This is a genomic window from Pseudomonas sp. GNP012 (genome assembly GCF_054343835.1).
In genome coordinates, this window is record NZ_JBTGUU010000001.1 from 1,733,479 (window position 1) to 1,756,715 (window position 23,237).

Annotated in this window: 17 protein-coding genes and 1 pseudogene; 9 read left to right on the plus strand and 9 right to left on the minus strand. The window is 59.8% G+C overall.

Features of this window, described 5'->3' with window-relative positions:
* Nucleotides 1-3: 3 nt before the first annotated feature.
* Both ACXX83_RS07850 and ACXX83_RS07855 read right to left on the minus strand, forming a co-directional pair.
* Nucleotides 4-456 (minus strand): thiol-disulfide oxidoreductase DCC family protein, encoded by a 453-nt coding sequence (locus ACXX83_RS07850; protein ID WP_458550168.1) that lies wholly within the window; start codon nt 454-456, stop codon nt 4-6.
* A 95-nt stretch (nt 457-551) separates the two neighbouring features.
* A complete protein-coding gene (locus ACXX83_RS07855; protein ID WP_217838004.1) occupies nt 552-1,253 on the minus strand; it encodes a winged helix-turn-helix transcriptional regulator in 702 nt (233 codons plus the stop codon).
* Nucleotides 1,254-1,356: 103 nt separating this feature from the next.
* On the opposite strand from ACXX83_RS07855, the gene ACXX83_RS07860 reads away from it, so the two are divergent.
* Nucleotides 1,357-2,298 carry a carbon-nitrogen hydrolase family protein gene (locus tag ACXX83_RS07860; protein WP_407801800.1) on the plus strand — a complete coding sequence of 314 codons (942 nt, stop codon included), beginning with the start codon at nt 1,357-1,359 and terminating at the stop codon, nt 2,296-2,298.
* A gap of 71 nt (nt 2,299-2,369) precedes the next feature.
* The gene (locus ACXX83_RS07865; RefSeq protein ID WP_458548039.1) at nt 2,370-2,804 is read left to right on the plus strand and encodes a GFA family protein; all 435 of its coding nucleotides are present in this window, start codon (nt 2,370-2,372) and stop codon (nt 2,802-2,804) included.
* A 124-nt stretch (nt 2,805-2,928) separates the two neighbouring features.
* Here the strand turns inward: ACXX83_RS07865 and ACXX83_RS07870 are convergent.
* The 6 genes and pseudogenes from ACXX83_RS07870 to ACXX83_RS07895 form a co-directional block, all read right to left on the minus strand.
* Nucleotides 2,929-3,267: pseudogene (locus ACXX83_RS07870) on the minus strand (lytic transglycosylase domain-containing protein); the annotation flags it as partial.
* A gap of 255 nt (nt 3,268-3,522) precedes the next feature.
* The gene (locus ACXX83_RS07875) at nt 3,523-6,618 is read right to left on the minus strand and encodes an efflux RND transporter permease subunit (RefSeq protein WP_458548040.1); all 3,096 of its coding nucleotides are present in this window, start codon (nt 6,616-6,618) and stop codon (nt 3,523-3,525) included.
* Nucleotides 6,615-7,727, minus strand: a complete 1,113-nt coding sequence (locus ACXX83_RS07880) for an efflux RND transporter periplasmic adaptor subunit (RefSeq protein WP_217838008.1) — start codon at nt 7,725-7,727, stop codon at nt 6,615-6,617. Before ACXX83_RS07880 ends, ACXX83_RS07875 begins: the two co-directional genes overlap by 4 nt.
* A gap of 30 nt (nt 7,728-7,757) precedes the next feature.
* A complete protein-coding gene (locus ACXX83_RS07885; RefSeq protein ID WP_458548041.1) occupies nt 7,758-9,176 on the minus strand; it encodes an efflux transporter outer membrane subunit in 1,419 nt (472 codons plus the stop codon).
* Between the two features lie 218 nt (nt 9,177-9,394).
* The gene (locus tag ACXX83_RS07890) at nt 9,395-9,610 is read right to left on the minus strand and encodes a hypothetical protein (protein WP_015094691.1); all 216 of its coding nucleotides are present in this window, start codon (nt 9,608-9,610) and stop codon (nt 9,395-9,397) included.
* 114 nt (nt 9,611-9,724) lie between these two features.
* Nucleotides 9,725-12,622, minus strand: coding sequence for an AAA family ATPase (locus tag ACXX83_RS07895; protein WP_458548042.1), 2,898 nt, complete (start codon nt 12,620-12,622; stop codon nt 9,725-9,727).
* Nucleotides 12,623-13,007: 385 nt separating this feature from the next.
* Here ACXX83_RS07895 and mhpA point away from each other — a divergent pair, with 385 nt between their 5' ends.
* The gene (mhpA, locus tag ACXX83_RS07900; protein WP_458548043.1) at nt 13,008-14,666 is read left to right on the plus strand and encodes a bifunctional 3-(3-hydroxy-phenyl)propionate/3-hydroxycinnamic acid hydroxylase MhpA; all 1,659 of its coding nucleotides are present in this window, start codon (nt 13,008-13,010) and stop codon (nt 14,664-14,666) included.
* 2 nt (nt 14,667-14,668) lie between these two features.
* The gene (locus tag ACXX83_RS07905; protein WP_217838011.1) at nt 14,669-15,316 is read left to right on the plus strand and encodes a TetR/AcrR family transcriptional regulator; all 648 of its coding nucleotides are present in this window, start codon (nt 14,669-14,671) and stop codon (nt 15,314-15,316) included.
* Nucleotides 15,317-15,334: 18 nt separating this feature from the next.
* On the opposite strand, the gene ACXX83_RS07910 is transcribed toward ACXX83_RS07905, so the two are convergent.
* The gene (locus ACXX83_RS07910; protein ID WP_015094695.1) at nt 15,335-16,573 is read right to left on the minus strand and encodes an NADH:flavin oxidoreductase/NADH oxidase family protein; all 1,239 of its coding nucleotides are present in this window, start codon (nt 16,571-16,573) and stop codon (nt 15,335-15,337) included.
* Nucleotides 16,574-16,921: 348 nt separating this feature from the next.
* Here ACXX83_RS07910 and ACXX83_RS07915 point away from each other — a divergent pair, with 348 nt between their 5' ends.
* The 5 genes from ACXX83_RS07915 to ACXX83_RS07935 all read left to right on the plus strand — a co-directional run bounded on the left by ACXX83_RS07915 (nt 16,922) and on the right by ACXX83_RS07935 (nt 23,229).
* A complete protein-coding gene (locus ACXX83_RS07915; RefSeq protein WP_015094696.1) occupies nt 16,922-17,536 on the plus strand; it encodes a TetR/AcrR family transcriptional regulator in 615 nt (204 codons plus the stop codon).
* Nucleotides 17,537-17,621: 85 nt separating this feature from the next.
* Nucleotides 17,622-18,713, plus strand: coding sequence for a VOC family protein (locus ACXX83_RS07920; RefSeq protein WP_458548044.1), 1,092 nt, complete (start codon nt 17,622-17,624; stop codon nt 18,711-18,713).
* A 175-nt stretch (nt 18,714-18,888) separates the two neighbouring features.
* A complete protein-coding gene (locus ACXX83_RS07925) occupies nt 18,889-19,845 on the plus strand; it encodes a fumarylacetoacetate hydrolase family protein (protein ID WP_015094698.1) in 957 nt (318 codons plus the stop codon).
* On the plus strand, nt 19,845-21,746 hold the full coding sequence (locus ACXX83_RS07930) for an acyl-CoA synthetase (protein WP_458548045.1): 1,902 nt from the start codon (nt 19,845-19,847) through the stop codon (nt 21,744-21,746). Before ACXX83_RS07925 ends, ACXX83_RS07930 begins: the two co-directional genes overlap by 1 nt.
* Nucleotides 21,747-21,909: 163 nt before the next feature.
* Nucleotides 21,910-23,229 carry an outer membrane protein transport protein gene (locus ACXX83_RS07935; RefSeq protein WP_458548046.1) on the plus strand — a complete coding sequence of 440 codons (1,320 nt, stop codon included), beginning with the start codon at nt 21,910-21,912 and terminating at the stop codon, nt 23,227-23,229.
* Nucleotides 23,230-23,237: the final 8 nt, after the last annotated feature.

The window sequence follows — 23,237 nt, forward strand, 5'->3', positions numbered from 1 at the left end:
CGTTCACCGGGGCGCTTTCAAAAAGCGCTGCTCATGATCCGGATCCGGCAACAGGCAGGTGTCGTATTTGCCAAAGAGCCGATAACGATTGAGCGCAATGCGGTCGTAGGCCCAATCTCGAAGTTGGCGAGGGATGATGCGTAACAGGTTCACAGGGCGCCAGATGGCGGGCAACTGGGCAAAGACTTCGAAAAATGCTTGCGAACGCTCCCAGTAGTATCGGTCGCGGATCACCGCCATGCTGTGGAATTGATCCATGGGCAAACCTGCCCAGGCAAGCAGCGCCTGCCCCTCGGGTGACTGAACCGCCGCCAACCGCACGCGCCGCTGGCGGTCATGGCGAATCACGAACCTCACCCAGCCATTGCACAGCTTGCAGACACCGTCGAACAACACCACCGTCTCACCGGGTTTGAGCAGCGGCGCGGGGGAGGGGAGGGTTTTCGAGGCTGGCATGAGCGTGGGTCCAAGGGCGCCTGGGTCTCCGCGATCATAACCGTGCGCCGGCGTTGAAGTCTGCAATTGGCTGATGGCCACAAGCGGACAGTTCTCTATGGCGATTGCAAAGGCTGGATTGCAGCGCTCCGGGAACCGGCGAACGCACTCGTGCCAAGCCAGCGCCACAAGTTTTCCGCATCCTGCACAGCGCCGTCTACACGCAGCTCCCGCGACTGAAGAACCTCCCTGGGTGTGCGGTCGCCAGTCCACACCTCTGTCAAGGCGCGCACGCTAGAGTCTACGACGAGCGTGAGTTCGCGTCCGGGGTCATCGCGGCACAGATCTGCCACGCCATGTTCGACCACGAGCCACCACTCTTGCTCGCCGGAGCGCGCGTCGCGGAACCTGAAGTGGATGACCACCGACCGGGACGGGAACATCTCGATGCGCGCGAACCGGCGCACGTCCCACATGAGCAGGCCCGCGTCGAGTTCGTTATCGCGAAGGCGGCTACCTATCCAGCGCGCGCCCCAATGGCCTAGCGCCATTATGATGGGGCGCAATTCCTCGCCTGCCTCGGTCAGGCTGTACTCCCAGACCTTGCCTGCGGCTGTGCGATGTACGACACCGATATCTTCCAGGTGGCGCAGCCGCTGTGCCAGCAAGCTGGTGGACATTCGCGGTACGCCGCGGTGCAGTTCATTGAAGCGCTTACTGCCACATAGCAGCTCGCGCACGACCAAAGGCGTCCAGCGCTCGCACAGTGCTTCAGCACCACGCGCGACCGTACAAAACTGACCGTAGCTTTCGTCCATCGCCTGTACTCCGCAACTACAACGCTTCAGTTTCTGAACTAGCCTCGCGACTTCGCCACGTGCACGCTCAAACCTGCGAAACCCACTGTCTCAGGAGAACGTCATGACCAAGATAGCCATCATTCAGCGGCCGCCAGTGCTGCTCGATCGCAGCGCGACGATCGCCCGAGCCGTGCAATCGGTCGCTGAGGCCGCGGCGGCGGGAGCCTCGTTGATTGTTTTACCCGAATCGTTCATTCCAGGTTACCCGTCGTGGATCTGGCGGCTGGCGGCGGGAAAAGACGGAGCTTTAATGGGCCAGTTGCACACGCGTCTGCTGGCCAACGCCGTCGATATCGCGAACGGTGACCTGAACGAATTGTGCGAGGCCGCCAGCGCTCATGCCGTGACAATCGTATGCGGCATCAATGAATGCGAGGGGCGTAATGGAGGCGGCACGCTCTACAACAGCGTAGTCGTTATCGGTACGGACGGCGAAGTGCTCAACCGGCATCGCAAGCTGATGCCAACGAACCCCGAGCGCATGGTCCACGGTTTCGGTGATGCGTCAGGGTTGCGTACGGTCGATACACCCGTCGGCCGCATTGGTACGCTCATCTGCTGGGAAAACTACATGCCCCTGGCGCGCTATTCATTGTATGCCCAGGGCGTGGAAATCTACGTCGCCCCCACGTACGACACCGGCGAGGGCTGGATCAGCACGATGCGTCACATTGCACTCGAAGGGCGATGCTGGGTGCTCGGCAGTGGCACCTCGCTGCGCGGCAGCGACATTCCCGATGACTTTCCGGCTCGCATGCAACTGTTTCCCGATCCGCAAGAGTGGATCAACGACGGCGACTCGGTGGTGGTCAACCCTCAAGGCCGGATCACAGCCGGTCCACTGCACCGAGAGACAGGCATTCTGTATGCGGACATCGACGTCTCACTCGTGGCGCCAGCGCGGCGCACGCTCGACGTCACCGGGCACTATGCGCGCCCTGACATTTTCGAACTGCAGGTGCGACGCACGCCGGCGACAGCGGTGCGCTATATCGACGGGTGAAAGTCACCAACGCTCAGGCGATCCATCTCAACTTCGACGGTATGCGTAACAACTGATGAAGGAGTCATTCCATGAGCATTCAAAGGTCTTACAAAGGCAGTTGTTTTTGCGGCGCAGTCGAGTTCACCGTCAGCGGTGAGCCGGCTGCAATGGGCTATTGCCATTGCGAGTCGTGTCGACATTGGTCAGCAGCGCCGGTCAATGCCTTCACGCTGTGGAAACCCGAGGCGGTGCAAGTAACCCGGGGGGCTGACAACATTGGCACCTACAACAAGACACCGCAGAGTTATCGCAAGTGGTGCAAGCGTTGCGGCGGGCACCTCTTCACCGAACACCCGGGGATGGGGCTCATCGACGTGTATGCCGCTGTCATCCCGGATCTCGTGTATTCGCCAGGCGTTCATGTCCACTATCAGGAGGCCAGGCTGCGCATCAAGGATGGGTTGCCCAAGCTGAAGGATGTCCCCAGCGAATCAGGCGGATCGGGCGTCAGCGTGGACGAGTAGCGCCAGGTTTTCCAGAGGCTGTGACGGGTCGCTATGGGTCGATAGCCACCGGTGAGCGTGGAAGTTCGCTTGATCCATTCCCCGCCCGGCGTATTACCTGTTGCGGGTTATGCGCCCCAGGGTACTAGCGATGGTTGCGATAGCGCTCGGTCAAGGACTGCACGAGGGTGACGTAGGATTGCGTCTCGGCGTAGGGAGGCACCCCGTTGTACTCGACCACGGACGCTTCGCCGGCGTTGTAACCTGCCAACGCCAGCACCTGGTTGCCGTTGAAGCGCTTGAGCAGCCAGGCCAGGTGGCGCACGCCGCCACGAATGTTCTGTCGTGCGTCGAACGGATCGTCCACGGCGAAGTGCTCGGCGGTGGCGGGCATCAACTGCATCAGTCCCTGGGCGCCGGCTTCGGAAATGGCGTAGGGGCGAAACGCCGATTTGGCATGTATCACTGCGCGGACCAGCGACTTGCGCCATTACCTCGCCGATTTTTAAAGCCCAATTGGGCGTCCTTCGATTGACCCTGAGCTGATGATCCGCATGCTGATCGTGGGCTATGCCGTCAGCAGCTATTATGGCCATCAGCCTTGCCTGTGAGCCGCGAAGTGCGAAAGAAAAGGAATTTTCGCAGGCCCCCCCCACCGCTGACCTCGGTTGTTTCAGAAACCGTGCTGAAAAAACTTCTCTAACAGCGGTGGGGCCGGGGACAAAAGTCACGGCACTCATCACTCAGAAGCAAGCGTGGCCTTCCCCCGTACCTTTTGGGTATCAGTGGTCGTCTGGCGATCCACCTTGAACCATGCGGCGTATAGCGCCGGGACGAAGAAAATCGTCAGCAGCGTCGCCACAGTGAGGCCGCCCATGATCGCGATCGCCATCGGCCCCCAAAACACGCTGCGCGTTAACGGGATCATCGCAAGAACGGTGGCCAGCGCCGTCAGCATCACCGGACGCGCTCGGTGAATGGCGGCATCCAGCACAGCATTCCAGGGGGCGCGGCCCTCAGCGATCTCGATTTGTATTTGATCGATCAGGATCACCGCGTTGCGCATGATCATGCCACCCAGTGCGATGATGCCCAGGATCGCGACGAAGCCCAGCGGCGATTGAAACACCAGCAGCGCGGGCACCACACCGATCAAGCCCAGCGGTGCGGTCAGCATCACCATCCACATGCGGGAAAAGTTCTGCAATTGCAGCATGAGCAATAGCAGGATAGTGACCAGCATCAACGGGGCTACCGCGAGCAGCGCCTTGTTGGCCTTGTCACTTTCCTCAACCGCTCCGCCTACATCGATGCGGTATCCGGTCGGCAGCTTGGCTTCGATGTCCTTGAGCAACGGCTGGATTTCCTGCGTCACCGATACACCCTGTTCACCATCCTTCACGTCCGCACGCACAGTGATCGCCATGTCGCGGTTACGGCGCCACAGTACTGGCTCTTCCAGTTCAGCGCGCACCTGGGCGACTTGCGACAGCGGCACCACTGTGCCCTGGCGTGTGTAAAGGTTGATGTTTTTCAGTGTGTCGAGGTTCAAGCGTTCCTCTGGCACGGCACGGGCCACGATGTCGATCAGGTCCTCGCGCTCACGCAGCTGCGACAGGGTTGCGCCGTTCATCACGGTCTGGGTCGCCAGCGACACGTCGGCCGGCGTGAGGCCAAGCGCGCTCGCCTTGTCCTGATCAAGCTCCACTTTCAGTGTTCGCACCGGGTCATTCCAGTCGAGCTGGAGGTCGCGCACCTTCGGATTGGACGCCACTACCTTCTCTACGTCGCGGGCGATCTTGCGCACCACCTGGGTATCGGGGCCTACGACGCGGAACTGCACCGGGTAGCCGACAGGCGGCCCCAACTCGAGCCGGGTCACGCGCACCCACGCCTGCGGGAATTGTTGGTCAGCCGAGGCCACCAGCCGCGCACGTACTCGCTCGCGTGCCTCCAGATCTTTGGTCATCACAACGAACTGGGCAAAACCCGGATTGGGCAGCTCGGGGTTGAGCGAGAGATAGAAGCGCGGTGCGCCGGCGCCGGTGTAGGCGGTATAGAAACGCACGTCCTCGTCTTTCGCCAGGATCTCCTCCATGTGCTTGACCTGCTCGGTCGTCGCGGCGAACGAGGAGCCTTCCTTGACACGCAGGTCAATGACCAGTTCAGGACGCGAACTGTTGGGGAAGAATTGCTGCGGCACCAGCTTGATACAGGCCAGAGCAAGCACCAGAGCGCCCACCGTCGCACCGATGACCACCCAGCGACGCTCGATGGCGGCGTCGATCAGGCGGCGCAGGCTGCGGTAAAACTTGGTGTCGTGTGGATCAGCGTGCTGGTGCGTGCCCAAGTCGTTGGGCAGCATCTTGACCGCCAGGTACGGTGTGAAGATGCCGGAACAGATCCACGAGAACAGCACTGCGGCGCCGACGATCCAGAAAATGCCCCCCGCGTACTCGCCGGTGGTGGACTTCGACAGGCCGATCGGCAGAAAGCCCACGACCGTGATCAGCGCGCCGGTCAGGCGCGGCATGGCGGTGGACTGATAGGAGAAGGCGGCGGCCTTCACGCGGTCCATGCCGGTTTCCATCTTCGCCACCATCATCTCGATGGCGATGATGGCGTCATCCACCAGTAGTCCCAACGCGATAATCAGTGAGCCGAGCGAGATGCGCTCGAGGTTCCAGCCCATCGCCAACATCACCAGCGCCACGCCGCCCAGCACCAGCGGCACCGTGGCTGCGACCACGAGGCCTGCGCGCCAGCCCAGACTGGCCAGGCTCACCGCAATCACGATGATTAGCGCCTCGACTAGCGCGCGCCCGAAGTCCAGGATTGCATCCCTCACCGTGGTGGGCTGATCGGCCACCAGCTCCAGCTCCACACCATGCGGAAGTTCCGACTGGATCTTGGCGACTGCCATGTCCATCGCCTTGCCAAGGTCCACGATGTTGCCGTCGCTGGTCATCGTGATGCCGAGCATCAGTACGGGTTGGCCATTGTGACGTACCGTGTAGGTCGGCGGATCCTCGAAGCCACGGGTAACGGTCGCGACGTCGCCGAGCTTGATCAGCCGGCTGCCCGCGGAGATGGGCACATTGCGGATAGCCTCTTCGCTGGCGAATTGGCCGCTCACGCGCACCATGACGCGGTCGCCTCGGGTGTCGATCTGGCCTGCGGGCAACATCGCGTTCTGGCTCTTGAGGCTTTCGGCGATGGCCAGCGGTGTAATGCCCAGCGCTGCCAGGCGTTCGTGTGAGAACTCGACGTAGACACGCTTGGCCTGCTTGCCGATCAGATCGATCTTTTTGACCATCGGCACCTTCAGCATCTGGCGCTTGATGTCCTCGGCCGCGTCCGACAGGTCGGCGTGGCCGACACCGTCGCCCTTGACCGCGTACATCAAGCCATACACGTCGCCGTACTCGTCGTTGAGGATCGGGCCGATCACGCCGTCAGGCATCTCGAGGCTCAGGTCGTTGAGTTTCTTGCGCGCCTGGTACCAGGCTTCGCGCTGGTCAGCCTTGGAAGTGCCGCCGCGCACGGTGAGCGTCATGCCGGCATAGCCTTGCCGCGCATAGGTGACAACCTTCTCGAAGTTGTCAATCTGCTCGAATTTCTTCTCCATACGGTTGAGGACCTGGTCCTGCAACTGCTGGGCAGTGGCGCCCGGCCAGATGACCATGGCGGTCATGGAAGGCACGGAAAAGTTCGGATCCTCGAGCTGGCCGAGCCGGGTGAAGCTGAAGGCGCCGGCCACCGCGACAATGAGGAGCATGAACAGAACGATGGCGCGATGGCGCAGCGCCCAGTCGGTGAGGTTGAAATTGTTCATCGAGTGGCCTGCTGCGTGGTATTCGCGTCAACAATCGCCGCACCGGGAAGCGCGACCTTCAGTCCGGACGTCATCTTCTGGACACCGGCGGTGACGATCAATGCGCCAGCCTGCGGCCCGGAGACGAGCACCTGGTCGTTGCGGTAACCCCAAACTGCCACACGCTCCAGATCGACGATGCCTACGGGGTCCTTGCCCGTGGGCGTGACCACCCACAGCGCCGGCTGACCGCCGTTCTGCGTCAATGCCGTGGCTGGCACTGCCGCCACAGATACACTGGTCATGACTCGCTCGGCCATCACCGTGGCGGTGGCGCCCAGCGGCAGTGCCTGTAACGGCTTGAGCCGCGCGCGATAGGTGCGTGTCTGCGCTGCCGCCTGTGGCGACAGCTCGCGCAGCGTGACATCGAAGATCTCGTTCGGCGCACTGGCCAGCGAGGCCTTGAAGCGCGCGTCCTTGAAGACAGCCAGTTGATCCTCGGGCACGTCGATGACGATCTCGGATTCGCCCGGGTTCGCGATCGAGACAACCGGTTGACCCTCCGGCACGACCTGCCCTGCCTCAAAGCGCACAGCCGTGACGACGCCGCTACGCGAGGCGCGCAGCACGGTGTACTTGAGCCGGTTGCGCGCGAGTTCGAGCTTTCGCGCTTCGGCCTCGGCGGTCGCATGCGCGGTTTGGGCATTGGTATGCGCGCGCTCGGCATCGGCCGCACTGACCGAGCCGTCAGTCTTTAGCGCGGACAGGCGCTGATTGTCCGAGTCGGCTTGGCGAGTCTGCTCGACGGCAACCGACCACTGTTGTCGCGACGTTTCCTCAGCGAGGCGGTAGTCGCTATCATCCAGCACAGCCAGGATGTCGCCTTCACGCACAAACTGGCCTACATCGACCTTGCGCTGGTCTACCTTGCCACCCACGCGGAAGGCCTGGTCTACCTCATGTCGCGACTGTACGGTGCCCACATAGCGACTGATGTCGCGGGCATTGTCGTAGCTGATTGCAACGGTGCGCACCGGTCGTGGTGCCTGCACAGAGGGCTGGTCGGGGCTACACGCGGACAGCATGACCGCTACGGCCAAGATGCCGGCCGCAGTAAGGGAATTCTTCAAGACGGTTCCTCTTTGGAAAACGACAGATTCTTAGGAAAGTGGTGGCCGTTCGGCTTTGGTGGATGCGGTTGGAGTGGCGGGTTGTTCGAACACCTGCCAGCCCCCGCCCAGTGCCTTGTAGAGCTGCACGCTATCAAGCAGCAGGCGGGTGTTGCTTTCGTTGGAACTCAGGCGTGCCGCCAGGCGCGCGCGCTGCGAGTCCAGCAGTGGCAACAGGTCGATCTGTCCGCGGTTATAGAGCGACTGGGCGCGACTTTGCGCCGTCTCTGCGGAAGCGGCGGCCAATTGCAGCGACCCGGAACGGCGGCGTTCCTGCGCAAGTGTGACCAAGGCGTTTTCCACATCCTCAAGCGCACGCACGATGCCGTCTTCGGCACGTAGTACGGCCTCTTGTTGAGCACTTTCGGCCGCATCGTTGATTGCTTGCGTACGCCCCGCGTTGAAGAGCGGCATTGCCAGCAGACCCGCGACATTGGTGAAGCGCGCAGCACCAAGATCGGCTCCGTTCAGGTTCAGACCCTGGCGTCCAAAGGACGCACCGAGAAAAAGTTGCGGGAACCACTCAGCTTTCGCTTGCTGACGACGTGCATTGGCAGCGTCGAGTTGAGCCATCAACGCCAGCACGTCAGGTCGGCGTTGCAGCAATTCGGCCGGCTGCCCGGGCTTGGCCTCAGGCACATCCGTCATATCGCCGCTCGAGGGCTGAATGTTGGTGCTGTTGAAAGACTGGTCGGCGATCAACACCGCGATACGGTGGCGGGCCACCGCCACTTGGGTCTCCAACGGCGGAATCTGCGCCCGCGCCGACAAGGCGTCGGTTTGTGCGCGCTCGACGTCGAAGGCGGATGCCAGCCCCACCTGTTGACGTGCGGTAACCAAGCGCAGCGTTTCATCCTGCATCGCCGAGATTGCTCGTAGCGTTGCGACCTGGCGTTGCGCGCCGACCAGTGTGAAATAGTTGCTGACGACATCGCTCATCACCAGCAGGCGTACTCCCCGCATGCTGTGTTCCGCGGCTAGCGCATCGGCGTCAGCCGCCGCCGCGCCGGCTCTAAGGCGGCCACTCAGATCGAGTTCCCACGAGACGTCCAAGCCCGCACTGGCGCTCTTGATATCCGGATACCCCTGCTTTATGGCCGAATTGAAGCCGGTGCTGCGGTCACTGCCGGAGACCGACGCACCGACGCTCGGAAGTAGCCAGGATTGGCTGACCGTTTCTCCAGCACGCGCGGCACGCAACCGTTCGGCGGCAATCTTGACGTCGCGGTTCTCCCGCGCGGCTCGACGGACCAGATCCGTCAGCAATGGGTCGTGGTAGACCTCCCACCAGGCCGCCTCGGGTTCCATCTCGGACGCCGTACTCGCGGCGAAGTTGCTTGGCACGTCGACCGAGGGTTTGGCGACCGGTGTGGAGCAGCCAGAAAGGGCGAAGGCGATCGACGTGGCCAAGGCCGCCGCCATGACAACCGCGGTCGGGCACTTGGTACGTTGCAAAGTTGCCCCACCGGCATGGCAAGGCAGCGGATGGGGGATTGAAAGTCGCGGCATTAGAAATGGACTCGTGTAGTTCGAGGTGGCGTCAGCGTAGGGGGACTGCGTGCGCAAAGTCGTCAGCGAACCGTCAGCGTTCGGTCGCCATGCGCTTTGTCTGTCGATGCTGGAAAGGATCATTCACCATCGCTTTCTATCGCCTGCTCACCGACTGCTGTCGCCAGATCCTCGCCAATCGACTCCAGCAACTCTTCGGCGCACGAGAACTCGCGCTGACGTCCGGTGACCAGGTTTTCGAGTCGGCCCATCAGGGCCTCCGGTCCGGCATCACTGCGCAGCTTGACGACGTATGCGCGGCGGCTCGGGTATTTGGATTCAGGGTTAAGGCTCATCGCAGACCTGGGGTTCTAGAAGGTTCGATGCCAGCGTAAGCCGTCCCCCTGGTTCGAGTCGTAAGCAAAAGGTCAGACTTCGGTCGGATGACCTCCGCTCCCACAACCGTCACTTCAAGCCCGTTTAGCAGCCTCAACCAGCGAGCGTGCACGTTTGACCTGTTCGGTTGCATGCGTTTCGGGTAACTGATCAATCAGCATCACCAATGCTTGGCGATCCGCTGGTACGGCGTCGTGGTACTCACATAATTCAACCAGCGCGAGCAGCTCCAGCCACAATGCTTCCTGGTCGCGCGCCTCTTCAATCGCAGCCCGTACCGCCGCGTTACTGGCATCCGACCGATCCTGAGCTCGAGCGATCGCGGCCTCCAACAGCAACAGTTGCGGCAGGTATACGCGTTCGCCCAATTCCTCTCCCACCCGGAGGGCTTCCTGCAATTCAACGTGCGCTGCGTCGTAATCGCCTGTCAGTAGCAGCGCCTCGGCGGCGTAGCCGAGTACCTCGCTGGCACCGGAGCGCATACCGAGTCCAGTGTGTTCCTCGTAGGCCTCACGGATGTGACGGTAGCCGTCGTGGGGGGCACCGTTGCGCGCGTCGGCCCAGCCGCGCCACCAGCGGCAAGCCGTGCGCCCAAGCGCGAGCGAATATTCATCGACGAGCTTGTGCATGTCATCAGCCAGCGCTGCCACCCGCACAGAGTTTCCCAGTCGTACCTCGATCAACACCTCCTGCCAGGTAGCGACCAGCCATGTCATAGGTTGTCGAAGCGTATGCGCGCGGGTTCGTGCCTGCTGCATATGGGTTCGCCCTTGCTCAATCAGACCAGACCGAACCAGCTCGATAGCCAGCATGCCGTGCAGCATGACCTGGGGATCTGCCGCAAAGATCTCGTTTGTCCCTATGCCCAGCGGCTCGGCGATCGCGAGGGCGCGCTCTAACCAGCTGCGTGTCATTTTCGTGCGGCCCTGGAGGTGATGCACCTCGCCCTGAACGATGCATGCCGCCAGCATGAGCTCTTGGTCGTTTGCGTTAAGGGAGAGAGCCTCAGCGCGCTCTGCCACTTCCAACGCCTGCAAATAGTCGCCGCGTAGACCGAGTAGATAGCCGAATCCGTGCAAAAGGCGACCGCGCATGGGGTGCTCGGGGACTTCCACTAGCAGAGTGTAACCCCGCTCGAAAGCGCCCTTGGCCTTGCTGCCGACACCGAACATGTGGAAAGCCGAAACCCCCTGCAACGTGGCCAAGGTAATTTCGAGCGTATCGCGTTCCGCTCCTGCGGGGGCCTGCATAAGTAGGGCCAAGGCGCGCTCAGTGAGGCCGATGCACAAGTCCGGGCTGAAGTGCAGTAGCGCGGCTTCTGCCGCTTCGGCGTAATAGCGCAGCGCGATCATCGGTAGCCGAGCACGGTCGAAGTGCATCGCCAGTTCCGAGGCCGCAACCGGCACACCGGTCGAGCGCTCGCGTTCGAGGACAGTGCCAACCTGGCGATGGAGATCGATGCGCAACGGACGAGGCGTGCGTTCGTACAGTACCTGACGAAAAAGGGCATGGCGGAACGAGTAAGGCCGCTCTACCGCTTCGTCAATATCGGGTGTCCGCGATTGTGTGAGCCATACCTGCTCACGCATCAGTTCCTCACAGGCCCCGATCACCGAAGAGAGATTGCGCTCGAGGGCGAGCGAAACCGTCTCAATCCGGAAATCGGACCCGCACACCGCAGCCGCGCAGAGAAGTGTTCGTTGCTCGGGAGCCAGCTTGGCAATGTAGTGATCGATGATGGCCGCAAGGTTCTCGGGAACCACCAGATCCGCCAGCCGAGCTTCGATGGTGGTTTCGTCCTCTTTTACATCCATCACTTCAGTGATGATTGAGGAAACGAACAACGGTACGCCGTCGGTCCGTTCGTGCAGGGCGCGCACGAAGGTTTCATTGCATGCCAGTGAGGCTGAACGCAACGCCACATAGTCGGCGACCTCGGTTTCGGAAAACGGGTCGAGTACTACTTCCTCGCACAAGCGTTGCAGACGCAGTTCGTGACGTAATGAGCTGAGTGGATGTTCGAGAGCCACCACTTCGGCAAGACGCAAGCTTGATAGCCACATGAGCCGTGCGGGGCCACGGCGTCGCGCCATGTAGTTAATCAACTGAACCGTCGCCCGGTCGCTCCAGTGCAGATCTTCGGTTACCAGCAACAGCGGGCGCAGTTCTGTGAAGCGGTCCAACAATTCACCAAATTCCCTCAGCATGCGTTCCGGGCCGACGCCGGCCAGCTCGCGCCGCAATGTGTCTCGTTCCTGCGTGCTACTCAGCCACGGCAATTGCAACAGCCAGGTGGGTGCTACTTCGCGCAACAACGCCGGCAGGGTCGGGTCGCTGCGGCACAGATCGGCCAACGCCTCCAGTACCGGCAGGTACGGTTCACCGGTGCCGAAGTGCTCCATGCAATGGCCGCGGGCGCAGGCGATGCCGCCAAGACCGGCAAGAAAATGCTCGATCAATGTGGTTTTGCCGATCCCCGGTTCTCCAGCCAGCCAAACTACGGCCCGCTGGCCTCCACTAACCCGTTCCCACGCCCGTTGCAGCCTGGCGACTTCGGCAATGCGACCGATGAATGTCGGCAATTGAGGTGAGCCGGCTTCCGGGACTGCCGTAGATGCAGGAGGCACCGAAGCAGTAAGAGACGAGACGGCGATGAAGCGATAGCCGCGCCGCGACACCGTCTCAATAAAACGAGGGTGCTTGGGGTCATCGCCCAATACCTTGCGCAGGTCACTGATGGCCGTTTTCAGGACTGAATCACTGACAAACCGATGCCCCCACACCGCATCCAGTAAAGAATCCTTGGATACCAATGACCCCGGCTGGCGGGCAAGCACACATAACAACAGGAAAGGGGTCGGCGCCAAAGCCACCGCTTGCCCAGCGTGGAACAAGCAAGCGTTGGCCTCATCGAGCTCGAACTCGCCGAAGCTCAGCAGGACGGGGGTTGGATGGGGCTGCGGACGGGCCACGGGTAATTCCTGAAAACTTAAAACGTGGTGCTGAAAATTCGCACGGTATCGATCGTCTTCGATCTAGCCTCGGTCCCTCGCAGTGACGCGCTTTAGTCATGGGCCACTGTTCCCATGACACCCCTGATCGACCCTGACGCCAAGCGTCGTCGGTCGGAAACTGGCGTACCCAAAACTTTATGCCACGAGCCTTGTTTGCCTAAACGCGGGCAGTGACACCTGGCCTCTGCGCTGGTTCATTCGACCACATCACGGCTTTTCAATTATCTCAAAAAAATATGACAAAATCATCAATATTGAAATATGTCTCAATTTTGCTTATCTTGATTCCGCCTGACGATGAGACCTATGCGCCTCACGACTTCAATCACAACAAGGGCTCGAGATGAACAACAACAAGAACGTTTCCGAATTGCCTACCTCCACCGTCGATGTACTGATCGTCGGTAACGGTCCGGTAGGGGCGACAATCGCGGCGCTGCTCGGCCGCTACGGGGTTACGACCCTGGTGCTGGACAAGCTCCATGAAATCGTACTGATGCCTCGTGCCATTGCTCTGGACAACGAAGCCCTGCGCATCTTGCAACTCGCCGGATTGTCGGAGGACGCTTTCGAGAAGATCGTTATCCCTGAAGTGAAGATGCACTCTCCGGTCCTCGGGCAATTCGGTCGAGCCGATACTCAAGGGTGCATCGATGGCCATCCCAAGCTTGTGACCTTCTATCAACCCGACCTCGAGCGAGCGATGCGTGGCCAGGTTTCCCGACTCAAATCAGTGACCAGCCTGGGTGGTTTCGAGCTGGAGAGTCTGGTTGAGGAAGCGGACGGCGTGATCGCCACCGTACGGGATGAAAATGGGCATTCGCACTCCGTTCGCGCCCAGTACCTGATCGGAGCGGATGGCGCCAGCTCCAGGGTCAGGGCACTGATCGGCCAGGAGTTCGAAGGGCAAACCTATGCAGAGGATTGGCTGATTGTCGATGCCAGGAACCGGCATCAGTCAGCCATTGATCACATTGAATTTATCTGTGATCCGCGGCGGCCCACGCCGCACATGCCCGCCCCCGGTGGCAGGGAACGCTGGGAATTCATGCTGCAGCCCGGCGAATCCCGGGAGGAGCTGGAAAGCCCGGAAAGCATCGCGCGGCTCATTGCGCCATGGGTCAATCCGCAGGAACTGGAAATCGAGCGCAAGGCGGTCTATCGATTCCACGCGCGTTGCTGCAATAGATTCAGTAAGGGGCGTACTTTCCTGGTCGGCGACGCCGCACACATCACTCCCCCTTTTGTGGGACAAGGTCTCGTAGCGGGCCTGCGTGATGGTGCCAACCTGGCCTGGAAGCTGGCTTGGGTTCTTCGTGGTCATGCGGCGCCGGCGATACTCGATACTTATGACGTAGAGCGGCGACCACATGCTCAGGCCATGATTAATCTGGCGAAACTCATGGGTCGCCTGGTCATGCCCAAGAACAAGATCGCAGCGTTCTTTATCCACGGCTTGATGCGCATGCTGGGATTGACCCCCGCCACCAGAAGGTACTTCGAGCAGTTGGACATCAAGCCGAAGAACACCTTCAAGAAAGGCTTGTTCGTGCCACATCGTCGCGGCGATAAGCTGGTACGTGGCAGCCTGTTTCCCCAGGCTTGGGTTCGCACCCTGCAAAAGCAGATCACGCTGAGCGACGATGCGCTGGGCGACAACCTGACCCTGGTTGGATTCGGTGTCGACCCCTTATCACTGCTCACCACTGATCAAATCGTTGCCTGGGAAAAGATGGGCGGCCACTTCCTGGAAGTCAGACCCCGTGGCCTACGCTCCGACGGCCGTTGTGACTTCATTGAAGACATGAACCATGAGATCCTGTCGCTGGCTGCAAAAGGAACATTGGTCGCCGTTCGTCCTGACCGTATCATCATGCACCACGCCCCTGGCACAGAGGCCAGCAGACTCCTTCAAGACTGCCGGGACCTGCTGATGAGTGATGACGCCACTGCTGACAGCGCTTCCATTACCATCAACGAGCCGATTAGATTACGAGCTTGATCATGCATTCCTCCACACCTCCTTTAGAAGCTGCTGTACCAGAACCTCTCACTCGGGGGCACAAGAAGCGTGAGCGCACCCGTCGTGGCCTGATGGACGCGGCATTGCGCCTTGTCGCACGTAAGGAGGCGGGGGAAATCACACTGCTCGAGGTGGCCGCGGAGGCAGAGGTATCCAACGGCACCATCTACAACTATTTCCGAACGCGCGACGAAGTCTTCGAAGCAGTGGGCATTGCCATGGCCGCCGAGTTCTCCGACGCCATTGCCGTCCTGAACGCGGATGTGCACTGCGGAGCACAGCGGCTTTCGATCGGTGTGCGCATGTTTGTGTGCCGGGCCGCTGCCGACCACCAATGGGCGAATGCGTTGCTGCGTATCATCCATTTCGACCAGGCGATGCGCTCGCGTCTGGCTGACCATGTACTGGGCGATCTGCGTGAGGGGCTGCGTGCGGGCGCGCTTGCTTACGAGGACGAAGGGGTCGCCCTGGATATTGTATTGTCGTGCACAACCGGAGCAATGCGCTCGGTTGTCGAGGGGCGGGCAGTAGTGGAGCACGATCTACGGGTCGCCGAAATGGTTCTCCAGGCTCTGGGCGTCACACCTGCCAGAGCCAGGGAAATCGCCAGCAAGCCGCTACCGGCCTGATCCGATATCGTTCTTGATCTACCTGGCTTGATCGATCCATTGCCGATAGCTCTTCGCCTGGCGACGGGCCTTCAACTGATTGCCGATCAATGCCATGAGTGGCGACGTCCCGGGTTTTGTCCGTTTCCCTTGACTTAGCAAGCCGAGCTGCTTCTTGATCACCGATGCCACTGCCAGCGATGCCAGCGTCTTGTTCTTCCAGCGGACGACGATGGGCTCCACCTTGATGTCCCGACCTGCCATCCACTGTTTCGGCAGGGCTGGCTCGATTGCCAGTGCAGTGGCAAGTCCGACCATCGACACCGAGCCGCTCACCACACGCTCCGCGACCTCCTTTCTGCGCACGCCGCCGGTGACCATCAACGGCATGCGCGCTATTTCTCCAATTTTTTCTGCGAACTCGAGAAAGTAGGCTTCTCGAGCCAGGCTGCTGCCATCGCGGGTCTGCCCCTGCATGGCCGGACTTTCGTAGCTGCCACCCGACAACTCGACCAGGTCGACCGCCTTGGCGTTAAGCATTTCCACTACGCGAGCCGCATCCTCGGCATCGAACCCGCCGCGCTGAAAGTCCGCCGAGTTGAGCTTCACAGCGACGCAAAAAATCGGCGCCACTCGCTGGCGAATTGCGTCGATAGTTTTCAATAGGATTTTTGCACGATTTTCGAGGCTACCGCCCCAGCAGTCATCACGTCGATTGGTCAAGGGCGAAAGGAATTGGCTGAATAGATAGCCATGCGCGGCATGAATCTGCACGCCGGTGAATCCGGCACGCTCCGCCAGCACCGCCGCTTGGGTATAGCGCCCGATGAGCTCTTCGATCTCCTGCTCTTCTAAAGCCCTGGGCAGCACAAACGCTTTTGAAAGTCCGGGAATATCGACCGCAACAGCGGAGGGGCCCCTTGCCGATTGCCCCATTGAAGCCAAGAGCTGCCGTCCGGGATGATTGATTTGCATCCAGGCCTGGGCTCCACGGCTGCGACAAGCGTCTGCCCATAGCTTGAATTTACCCAGGTCCCGATCGTCCTCAAGCACTACGCCAGCTGGGCCGGTCAAGGCGTGGCGGTCGACCATTACGTTGCCAGTGATGATCAGGCCGGCTCCACCCTCCGCCCAACGCTGGTAGAGCTTAATCAGCGCTTCGCCTGGTGCGTGTTCCTCATTGGCAAGGTTCTCCTCCATAGCAGCCTTGGCGATTCGGTTTGGAATCACCGTGCCGTTGGGTAATCGAAGCGGTTTGAAGATATTTGAGCCGGTCATGTTCTGTCCTTCAGCTAATGAAAAGTCGGCCAGCGATCGCTGAGGGTCATACCGTTTGAGCGCTGTATGCACAGTACTTGCTCAGAGGTTGAGCTCCTGCATTCCATCGATGGGCCGGTTTGAAGGCTGCCGAGAGGGCGAGCCAGATCGTGACATAATTGAACATGTGTGTTCAATTATGTCAATGTGAAGGACTTGTGTTGATCCGGCGACGTCGATCAGGGTATCTAGATTATTAGGGTTAAATGCCATATTCAGACGAAAAATCCAACATGCATAAAAATGCGGTTGACGATAAGTGAACACAAGTGTTCAATGTGTTCATGAGGTAATCCTGGAGAGAGAACCGTGCAATCCCTGAGTGCAACACAGCGCCGCATTCATCAAGCTGCCTTTCGCCTGTTCGCCGAGAGAGGCACCTCACAAGTGAACATCCTCGATCTCGCACAAGAGGCAGGCGTAGCGCGCGGAACGGTCTATAGCAACATCGACAGCATGGAAAACCTGTTCGAGGCGGTCGCCAGCCATCTCGCGAGGGAAATGCATGAGCGCATCAACAAGAGCTTCGATTCCCTCTCGGATCCCGCTCATCGCCTTGCCAATGGCATTCGATTCTTCATTCGCCGTGCGCATGAAGACTCCCAGTGGGGCGCGTTCATCCATAAATTCGCCATGAGCAATTCGGCGTTGCGCGAAATGTTCAGCAGCCAGGCGACCAAGGATCTTCTGAGCGGGCTTACTACTGGGCGCTACACGTTTGCGCAGGAGCAATTGCTCTCGGTACTGACGCTGATATCGAGCAGCGTGCTTGGCTCGATTTTCCTGGTACTGGAAGGTCACAAAACGTGGCGCGAATCGGGCTCTGACACCGCTGAGCTGGTGTTGCGGGCATTGGGTGTGCCACCAGAGGAGGCTCGTCTGTTGGCGATCCAGGAGTTGCCGGTACTGCCTACTCTCGACTGAGTCCGTAACTGATTTGACTGGATAAACCCCCGATTTTTCAGGGGGGCGGGACAGCTTTGCCCTAAAAACCCGGAAAACAAAAACAATGAACAACAAAAACGAATTGCACCGGTTGACGACACCACACCCTGCGCGGCATCCGCAGCCGACGGTAAAGGCCCAGGATCTGACTCACCTGATCTTCCAGCGGCCGGACTTGAATGAGGCGGCGCGTTTCCTGACTGACTTCGGCCTGACGGTCAGTCGGCAGGAGGCCGATACGCTCTATATGCGGGCCACCGAAGCCACTGCCTATTGTTACCGTGTCCAACGTGGCGAACATGCGCGCTTTATCGGGTTCGGACTTGCCGTGCAGTCCCTGGAAGATCTGGAAAAGCTCACTCGAATCCCGGGTGCGTCATCGGTCGAGAAATCGGAACATCCCGGTAAAGGGTATTGCGTCAGACTGACGGATCCGTCTGGTTTCATTGTGGAAGCCGTCTGCGATCAGACGCCGGGCAAGACGCTGGCACACAGAGCTCCTCTCATCTGGAATCAGGCGCAGGAACAACCGCGGATCAACGCCACGCAGCGTCCGCCGATTGCTCCCCCTGAAGTCCTCAAACTGGGTCACATCGTCATTGAAGTGGCCGACTATCAAGCGACCTGTGCATGGTATACGCAGCATTTCGGGTTTATTCCCAGCGATGTGCAGGTACTCCACGACGGCACGCCTATCGTCACTTTCATGCGCCTTGATCTCGGTGACATTCCCGCGGCTCACCATACGCTCGCGATTGCGCAAGGGTTCATGGCCACCTACAGCCATAGCGCCTATGAAGTTGTCGATGCAGACGCCGTGGGCATGGGGCAGCGCGTCCTGCGGGAGCGGGGTTGGGCGCACTCATGGGGCATCGGCCGGCACATTCTGGGCAGTCAGATCTTCGATTACTGGCAAGACCCTTGGGGCGACAAGCACGAGCATTACTGCGACGGAGATGTTTTCACGGCCACTCGGCCTACCGGCATTCATCCGGTGAGTCCCGAGGCAATGGCGCAGTGGGGGCAGCGCATGCCCAAGAGCTTTACCAAACCCAAGTTGTCCCTACCCAATGTGCTGCTGCTGATCCGCAACCTGCGACGCAGCCCGGACCTGACCATTCGCAAGCTGATAACACTCATGCGGATGTTTGGGTAGAGCTGCCGCCATGTCGGACAACTCAACCCGGTTTGGCCGGCGGGACGTGCTTAAAGCCGGCGCTTTGATTGCTGGCGGTGCGTGGGTGTACACCGTTTCCAGCCCGCCTTCAGAACAACACCACAGTTCCCGCGCCACCGAACGCGGGACAAACGCCGCTCCAGGAGTACCTTCAATGTCTGCTGTACACGTAGTCCGCTTTGAATATCAAAACGGTATCCACTGGGGCGTGCTTCGCCAGGGCCGTATCACAATTGTCCCTGGTGTTTTCGAAACCACCGGTGACTTCATTAGCCAGAACAGTCTCGACGACCTCGCTCAACTGAAAGGTTCTGAGTTGGAGGCGGGCGAAGTAAAACTGCTGTCGCCGGTGACCCGTAACCAGCAGTTTGTCTGCCAGGGTGCCAATTACCGTCAGCACATGATCGAGTCTGGCATGGACCCTGATGCGAAGAAATTCAACATGATCTTCACCAAGGCGACGAGTTGCCTGGTGGCGGCTGACAGCGACCTGATCAAGCCGCGCCACGTGCGCTTCCTTGACTACGAGATCGAGCTGGGCCTTGTGATGAAGCGCTCGATCACCGGCGCTGTTGCTGTCACCGACGCCAATCTGCATGAGTTCATTGCAGGTGTCGTCATTGTCAATGACTACTCGGCGCGTGACATTCAGATTCCCCAGATGCAGTTCTACAAGGGCAAGAGCTACCGCACTTTCGGTCCGGTCGGCCCGTACCTGTGCCTTCTGGATGCCTCGAACATTCATTACCTGAAGGAACTGCAGCTACGCCTGACGGTGAACGACCAGGTGCGACAGGACGACAGCACGGCCAACCTGGTTTACGGCCCCGCTGAAACCCTGACCGAACTTTCTGCCTTGCAAGATCTCGCCGTTGGAGACCTGATCGCCACCGGTACGCCTGCCGGCTGTGCCCTGACGATCCCGTCACCCGCCAAAATGCGCATAGCAGCCCTGCTGCCCGAAGCCACCAAATGGAAACTCTTCCTCAAGGCACAAGAGGGCCGGACGCAGTACCTTAACGCCGGTGACGTGGTCGAGGCGCGTATTCGCAGTGCCGATGGTGTGGTCGACCTCGGCGTACAACGCAACCGAGTCGTGGGGGAAGCCTGATGGTCGTGCAGACCCTGAATGACATCGAAAGCCTCGAACGAGTCCCCTTGTCGGAGCGTGGTCTGGCTTGCAGCACTTATGAAGCGCTGCGTCAGGCAGCCGAGCGCACCCCTCAGGCACCGGCGCTCAGTTTCTTCGTCGATGCCGCCGATTTCAAGCGCACCCACGAGTGGAACTACTCCCAACTCTTGGCGGATATCACCCGCGCGGCAAATGCCTTCCATGACCTGGGCATAAAACCGGGCGAGGTGATTGCCTTCATCCTGCCCAACCTGCCGCAAACCCATTTCACGATATGGGGCGGGGAGGCGGCAGGGATCGTCATGGCGATCAATCCTCTGCTTGAGGCCAAGCAGATGGCTGGCTTGCTGAATGCCGCGAAGGCATCGGTGGTGGTGACTCTCGCGCCGACTCCAGGCAGCGACTTGTGGCCGAAACTGTCTTCGCAGCTGGATCAGTTGCCCGGGATCAGGTCTGTCGTTTGGGTCGGCATGGCGCCCTATGTCGACGAACCAGTGCGTGGGGTCCTGAAAGCCGTGGCACTGAAGGAACGAGACTTACACAGCGATATTGCGATCCACGATTGGCAAACGCTGATGAATGCCCAGCCGCACACGCACCTCAAGAGCGGACGGCAAATTCGCCAGGATGAGTGCTCCTCCTACATCTGTACGGGCGGCACCACGGGACTTCCCAAGATCGCCGCGCGTAGCCATGGCTCTGAAGTATTCAATGCATGGGCCGTGGCCGCTCACTTGCAGCCACGCAATGGTGGCCAGGTTATCTTTTGTGGCCTGCCGCTGTTTCATGTCAATGGCCAGCTGGTGACTGGGCTGATGCCTTGGACTCAAGGCGACCATGTGATTCTCGGCACGCCTCAAGGGTATCGTGGCGAGGGCGTGATCCCACGATTCTGGGAGATGGTCGAGCACTTCGGTATCAACCTCTTTTCCGGCGTGCCCACTGTCTATGCCGCACTTCTGCAAAATGAATGGCAGGGCCGCGACCTGTCCAGTCTTCGCTTTGCCATGTGTGGCGCCGCACCCATGCCGGCTGAGCTTTTCCGAGAGTTCGAGAACCGTACCGGGGTAAAAATCCTTGAAGGTTACGGCCTCACTGAGGGCGCCTGCGTCTCATCAATCAATCCGCCCCATGGCGAGCGCCATATTGGCTCTATCGGGATACGGATCGCCTACCAGAATATGCGCGCGGTCGTGCTCAATGATTCGGGAGAGTATCTGCGCGACGCCAACGTGGATGAGATCGGTCTGATCACAATCTGCGGTCCGAACCTCTTCGAGGGTTATCTGGAGGAGCGTCATAACCACGGCCTCTGGATCGACATCGACGGTCAGCGCTGGCTGAATACGGGCGATCTGGGTCGCCAGGATGCGCAGGGTTATTTCTGGCTGACCGGGCGCAAGAAGGAGTTGATTATCCGTGGCGGCCACAACATCGATCCCAAGCAAATCGAGGAGGCGCTTCAGGCGCATCCCGCCGTCGCTCTGGCCGCCGCTATCGGCAGTCCCGATGCCTACTCGGGCGAGGTGCCGGTCGCCTACGTTCAACTACGCCCCGGGCAAGTGTGCAATGCCGAAGAACTTGAGGCGTTCGCTCATCTCAACATCAGCGAGCGGGCAGCCGTTCCCAAGCGAATTGAAATCCTCGAAGCACTGCCACTGACTGCCGTGGGCAAGATATTCAAGCCCGCTTTGCAGCAGCGCGAAATTGCCAAAGTAGTTCAGCAGGAAGTGGAACGACTGGGGCTTTCGGATATTGCTGTTGAAGTCGTGCAGGACAATCGTCGTGGGCAGGTTGCCTGCGTCAGGGCCGGCACTGGCCAGCAAGTGCTGGCTCCGCTCCTGGGGCGTTACAGCTTTCATGTGGAGTGGATCAATTGAGTTCCTGATTTGTAATCTGTAAGTCCGGCAGACATGCCCTGGCGCTGTTCAGTCAGGGTGTTTTACACAACATCAATCAACTCCAACCGGCACTAAGAAGTGCACGGGACGGCGAAGCCTTGCCTGCGTGCAACCAACAAAAACAATAAACAAGAGGTGGATAATGAAACTGAATAGCCGCGTGATCCCGTGTCTCTCTGCACAGCGTAAGTGTGCTGTCTGGATTAAATTCAGCAGTGCCATCGCACTACTCAGCGCCTCCACCATTGCAAGCGCCAATGGCATTGCCCTGAACGAACAAAGTGCAAGCAGTGCAGGAACTGCCTATGCGGGAAGGTCGTCTTCCGCGCTGGACGCCAGCACCATTTTTGGAAACCCCGCGGGCTTGACCAAGTTGAAGCGTAGTGAGATTTCCGGCGGAGCCGCGGTCGTCTCGGTGAGCGACGATATCAGTGATGCGCAGAGCAGCGCCCCAGGAACGAATGAGGGGGACTCGGTACCTTTGGGGGTCGTGCCCTTCGCTTATATGTCGACGCCACTTGATGATCGTTTTTCGATTGGTTTGGGCCTCTATGCGCCTAGTGGTCTGATCAATGATTACGAGGGCTCTTTTCAGGGCCGCTACCATGGTTCCTATAGCACGACCAAAGAAGTCACCCTGCAGCCCACCATTGCCTGGCGGATCAATGATTACGTGTCCATTGGTGGCGGACCGACCATAAACCGTTTCAATGCAAAGCTTCAGAATTACCTGGCCACCGGCGCCCTGAACAACGGCGAGGACACACTGGTCACCGTCAAAGGCGATGACACGGCACTAGGCTACAACGTCGGCATCCTGGTCGACTTTACTGAGGCAACCAGTTGGGGAATCAACTACCACTCGAAGGTGGACTATGAACTCAAGGGGCATACTGAGGTTTCTGGCTCCCCGAGCGTTATTCCGCTGGACGGAAATTATGACAACAAGATAGACCTCACGATGCCCGAATCCGTGGACACGTCTATCACCCATCATTTCAATAGTCGCTGGACGGGCTACCTGGGAACCACCTGGAAACGTTGGAGCCGGATCCAGAAGGTCGAGGCCGTCAACAGCGGTCTTACCCCCTTGGGCCAGGCGGTTGGCCTGGGACATGTGATCGAAGAAATGAACTGGCGGGACACCTGGAGCACCGCCGTTGGCGCCTCGTATCAATTGAACCAACAATGGCTGCTGCGCGCGGGCTACGCCTATGATCCTTCGCCCATCAGAAATGCCGATCGCAGCGTGCGCGTTCCGGTTGGCAATCGCCAGGCCGTGACCCTTGGGGGGGCTTACTCGCCGAGTCCAGATCTGACGATAGACTTTGCTTATGGTTATCTCTGGGATTCCAAAGTCTCGGTGAAGCAGTCGAACAACTCCGGTCTTCAACCGGAATACAGTGCCAATTACCAAAATAGTGCGCATGGCGTTTCAGTGCAGGCAACCTATCGGTACTAAGCGACTCC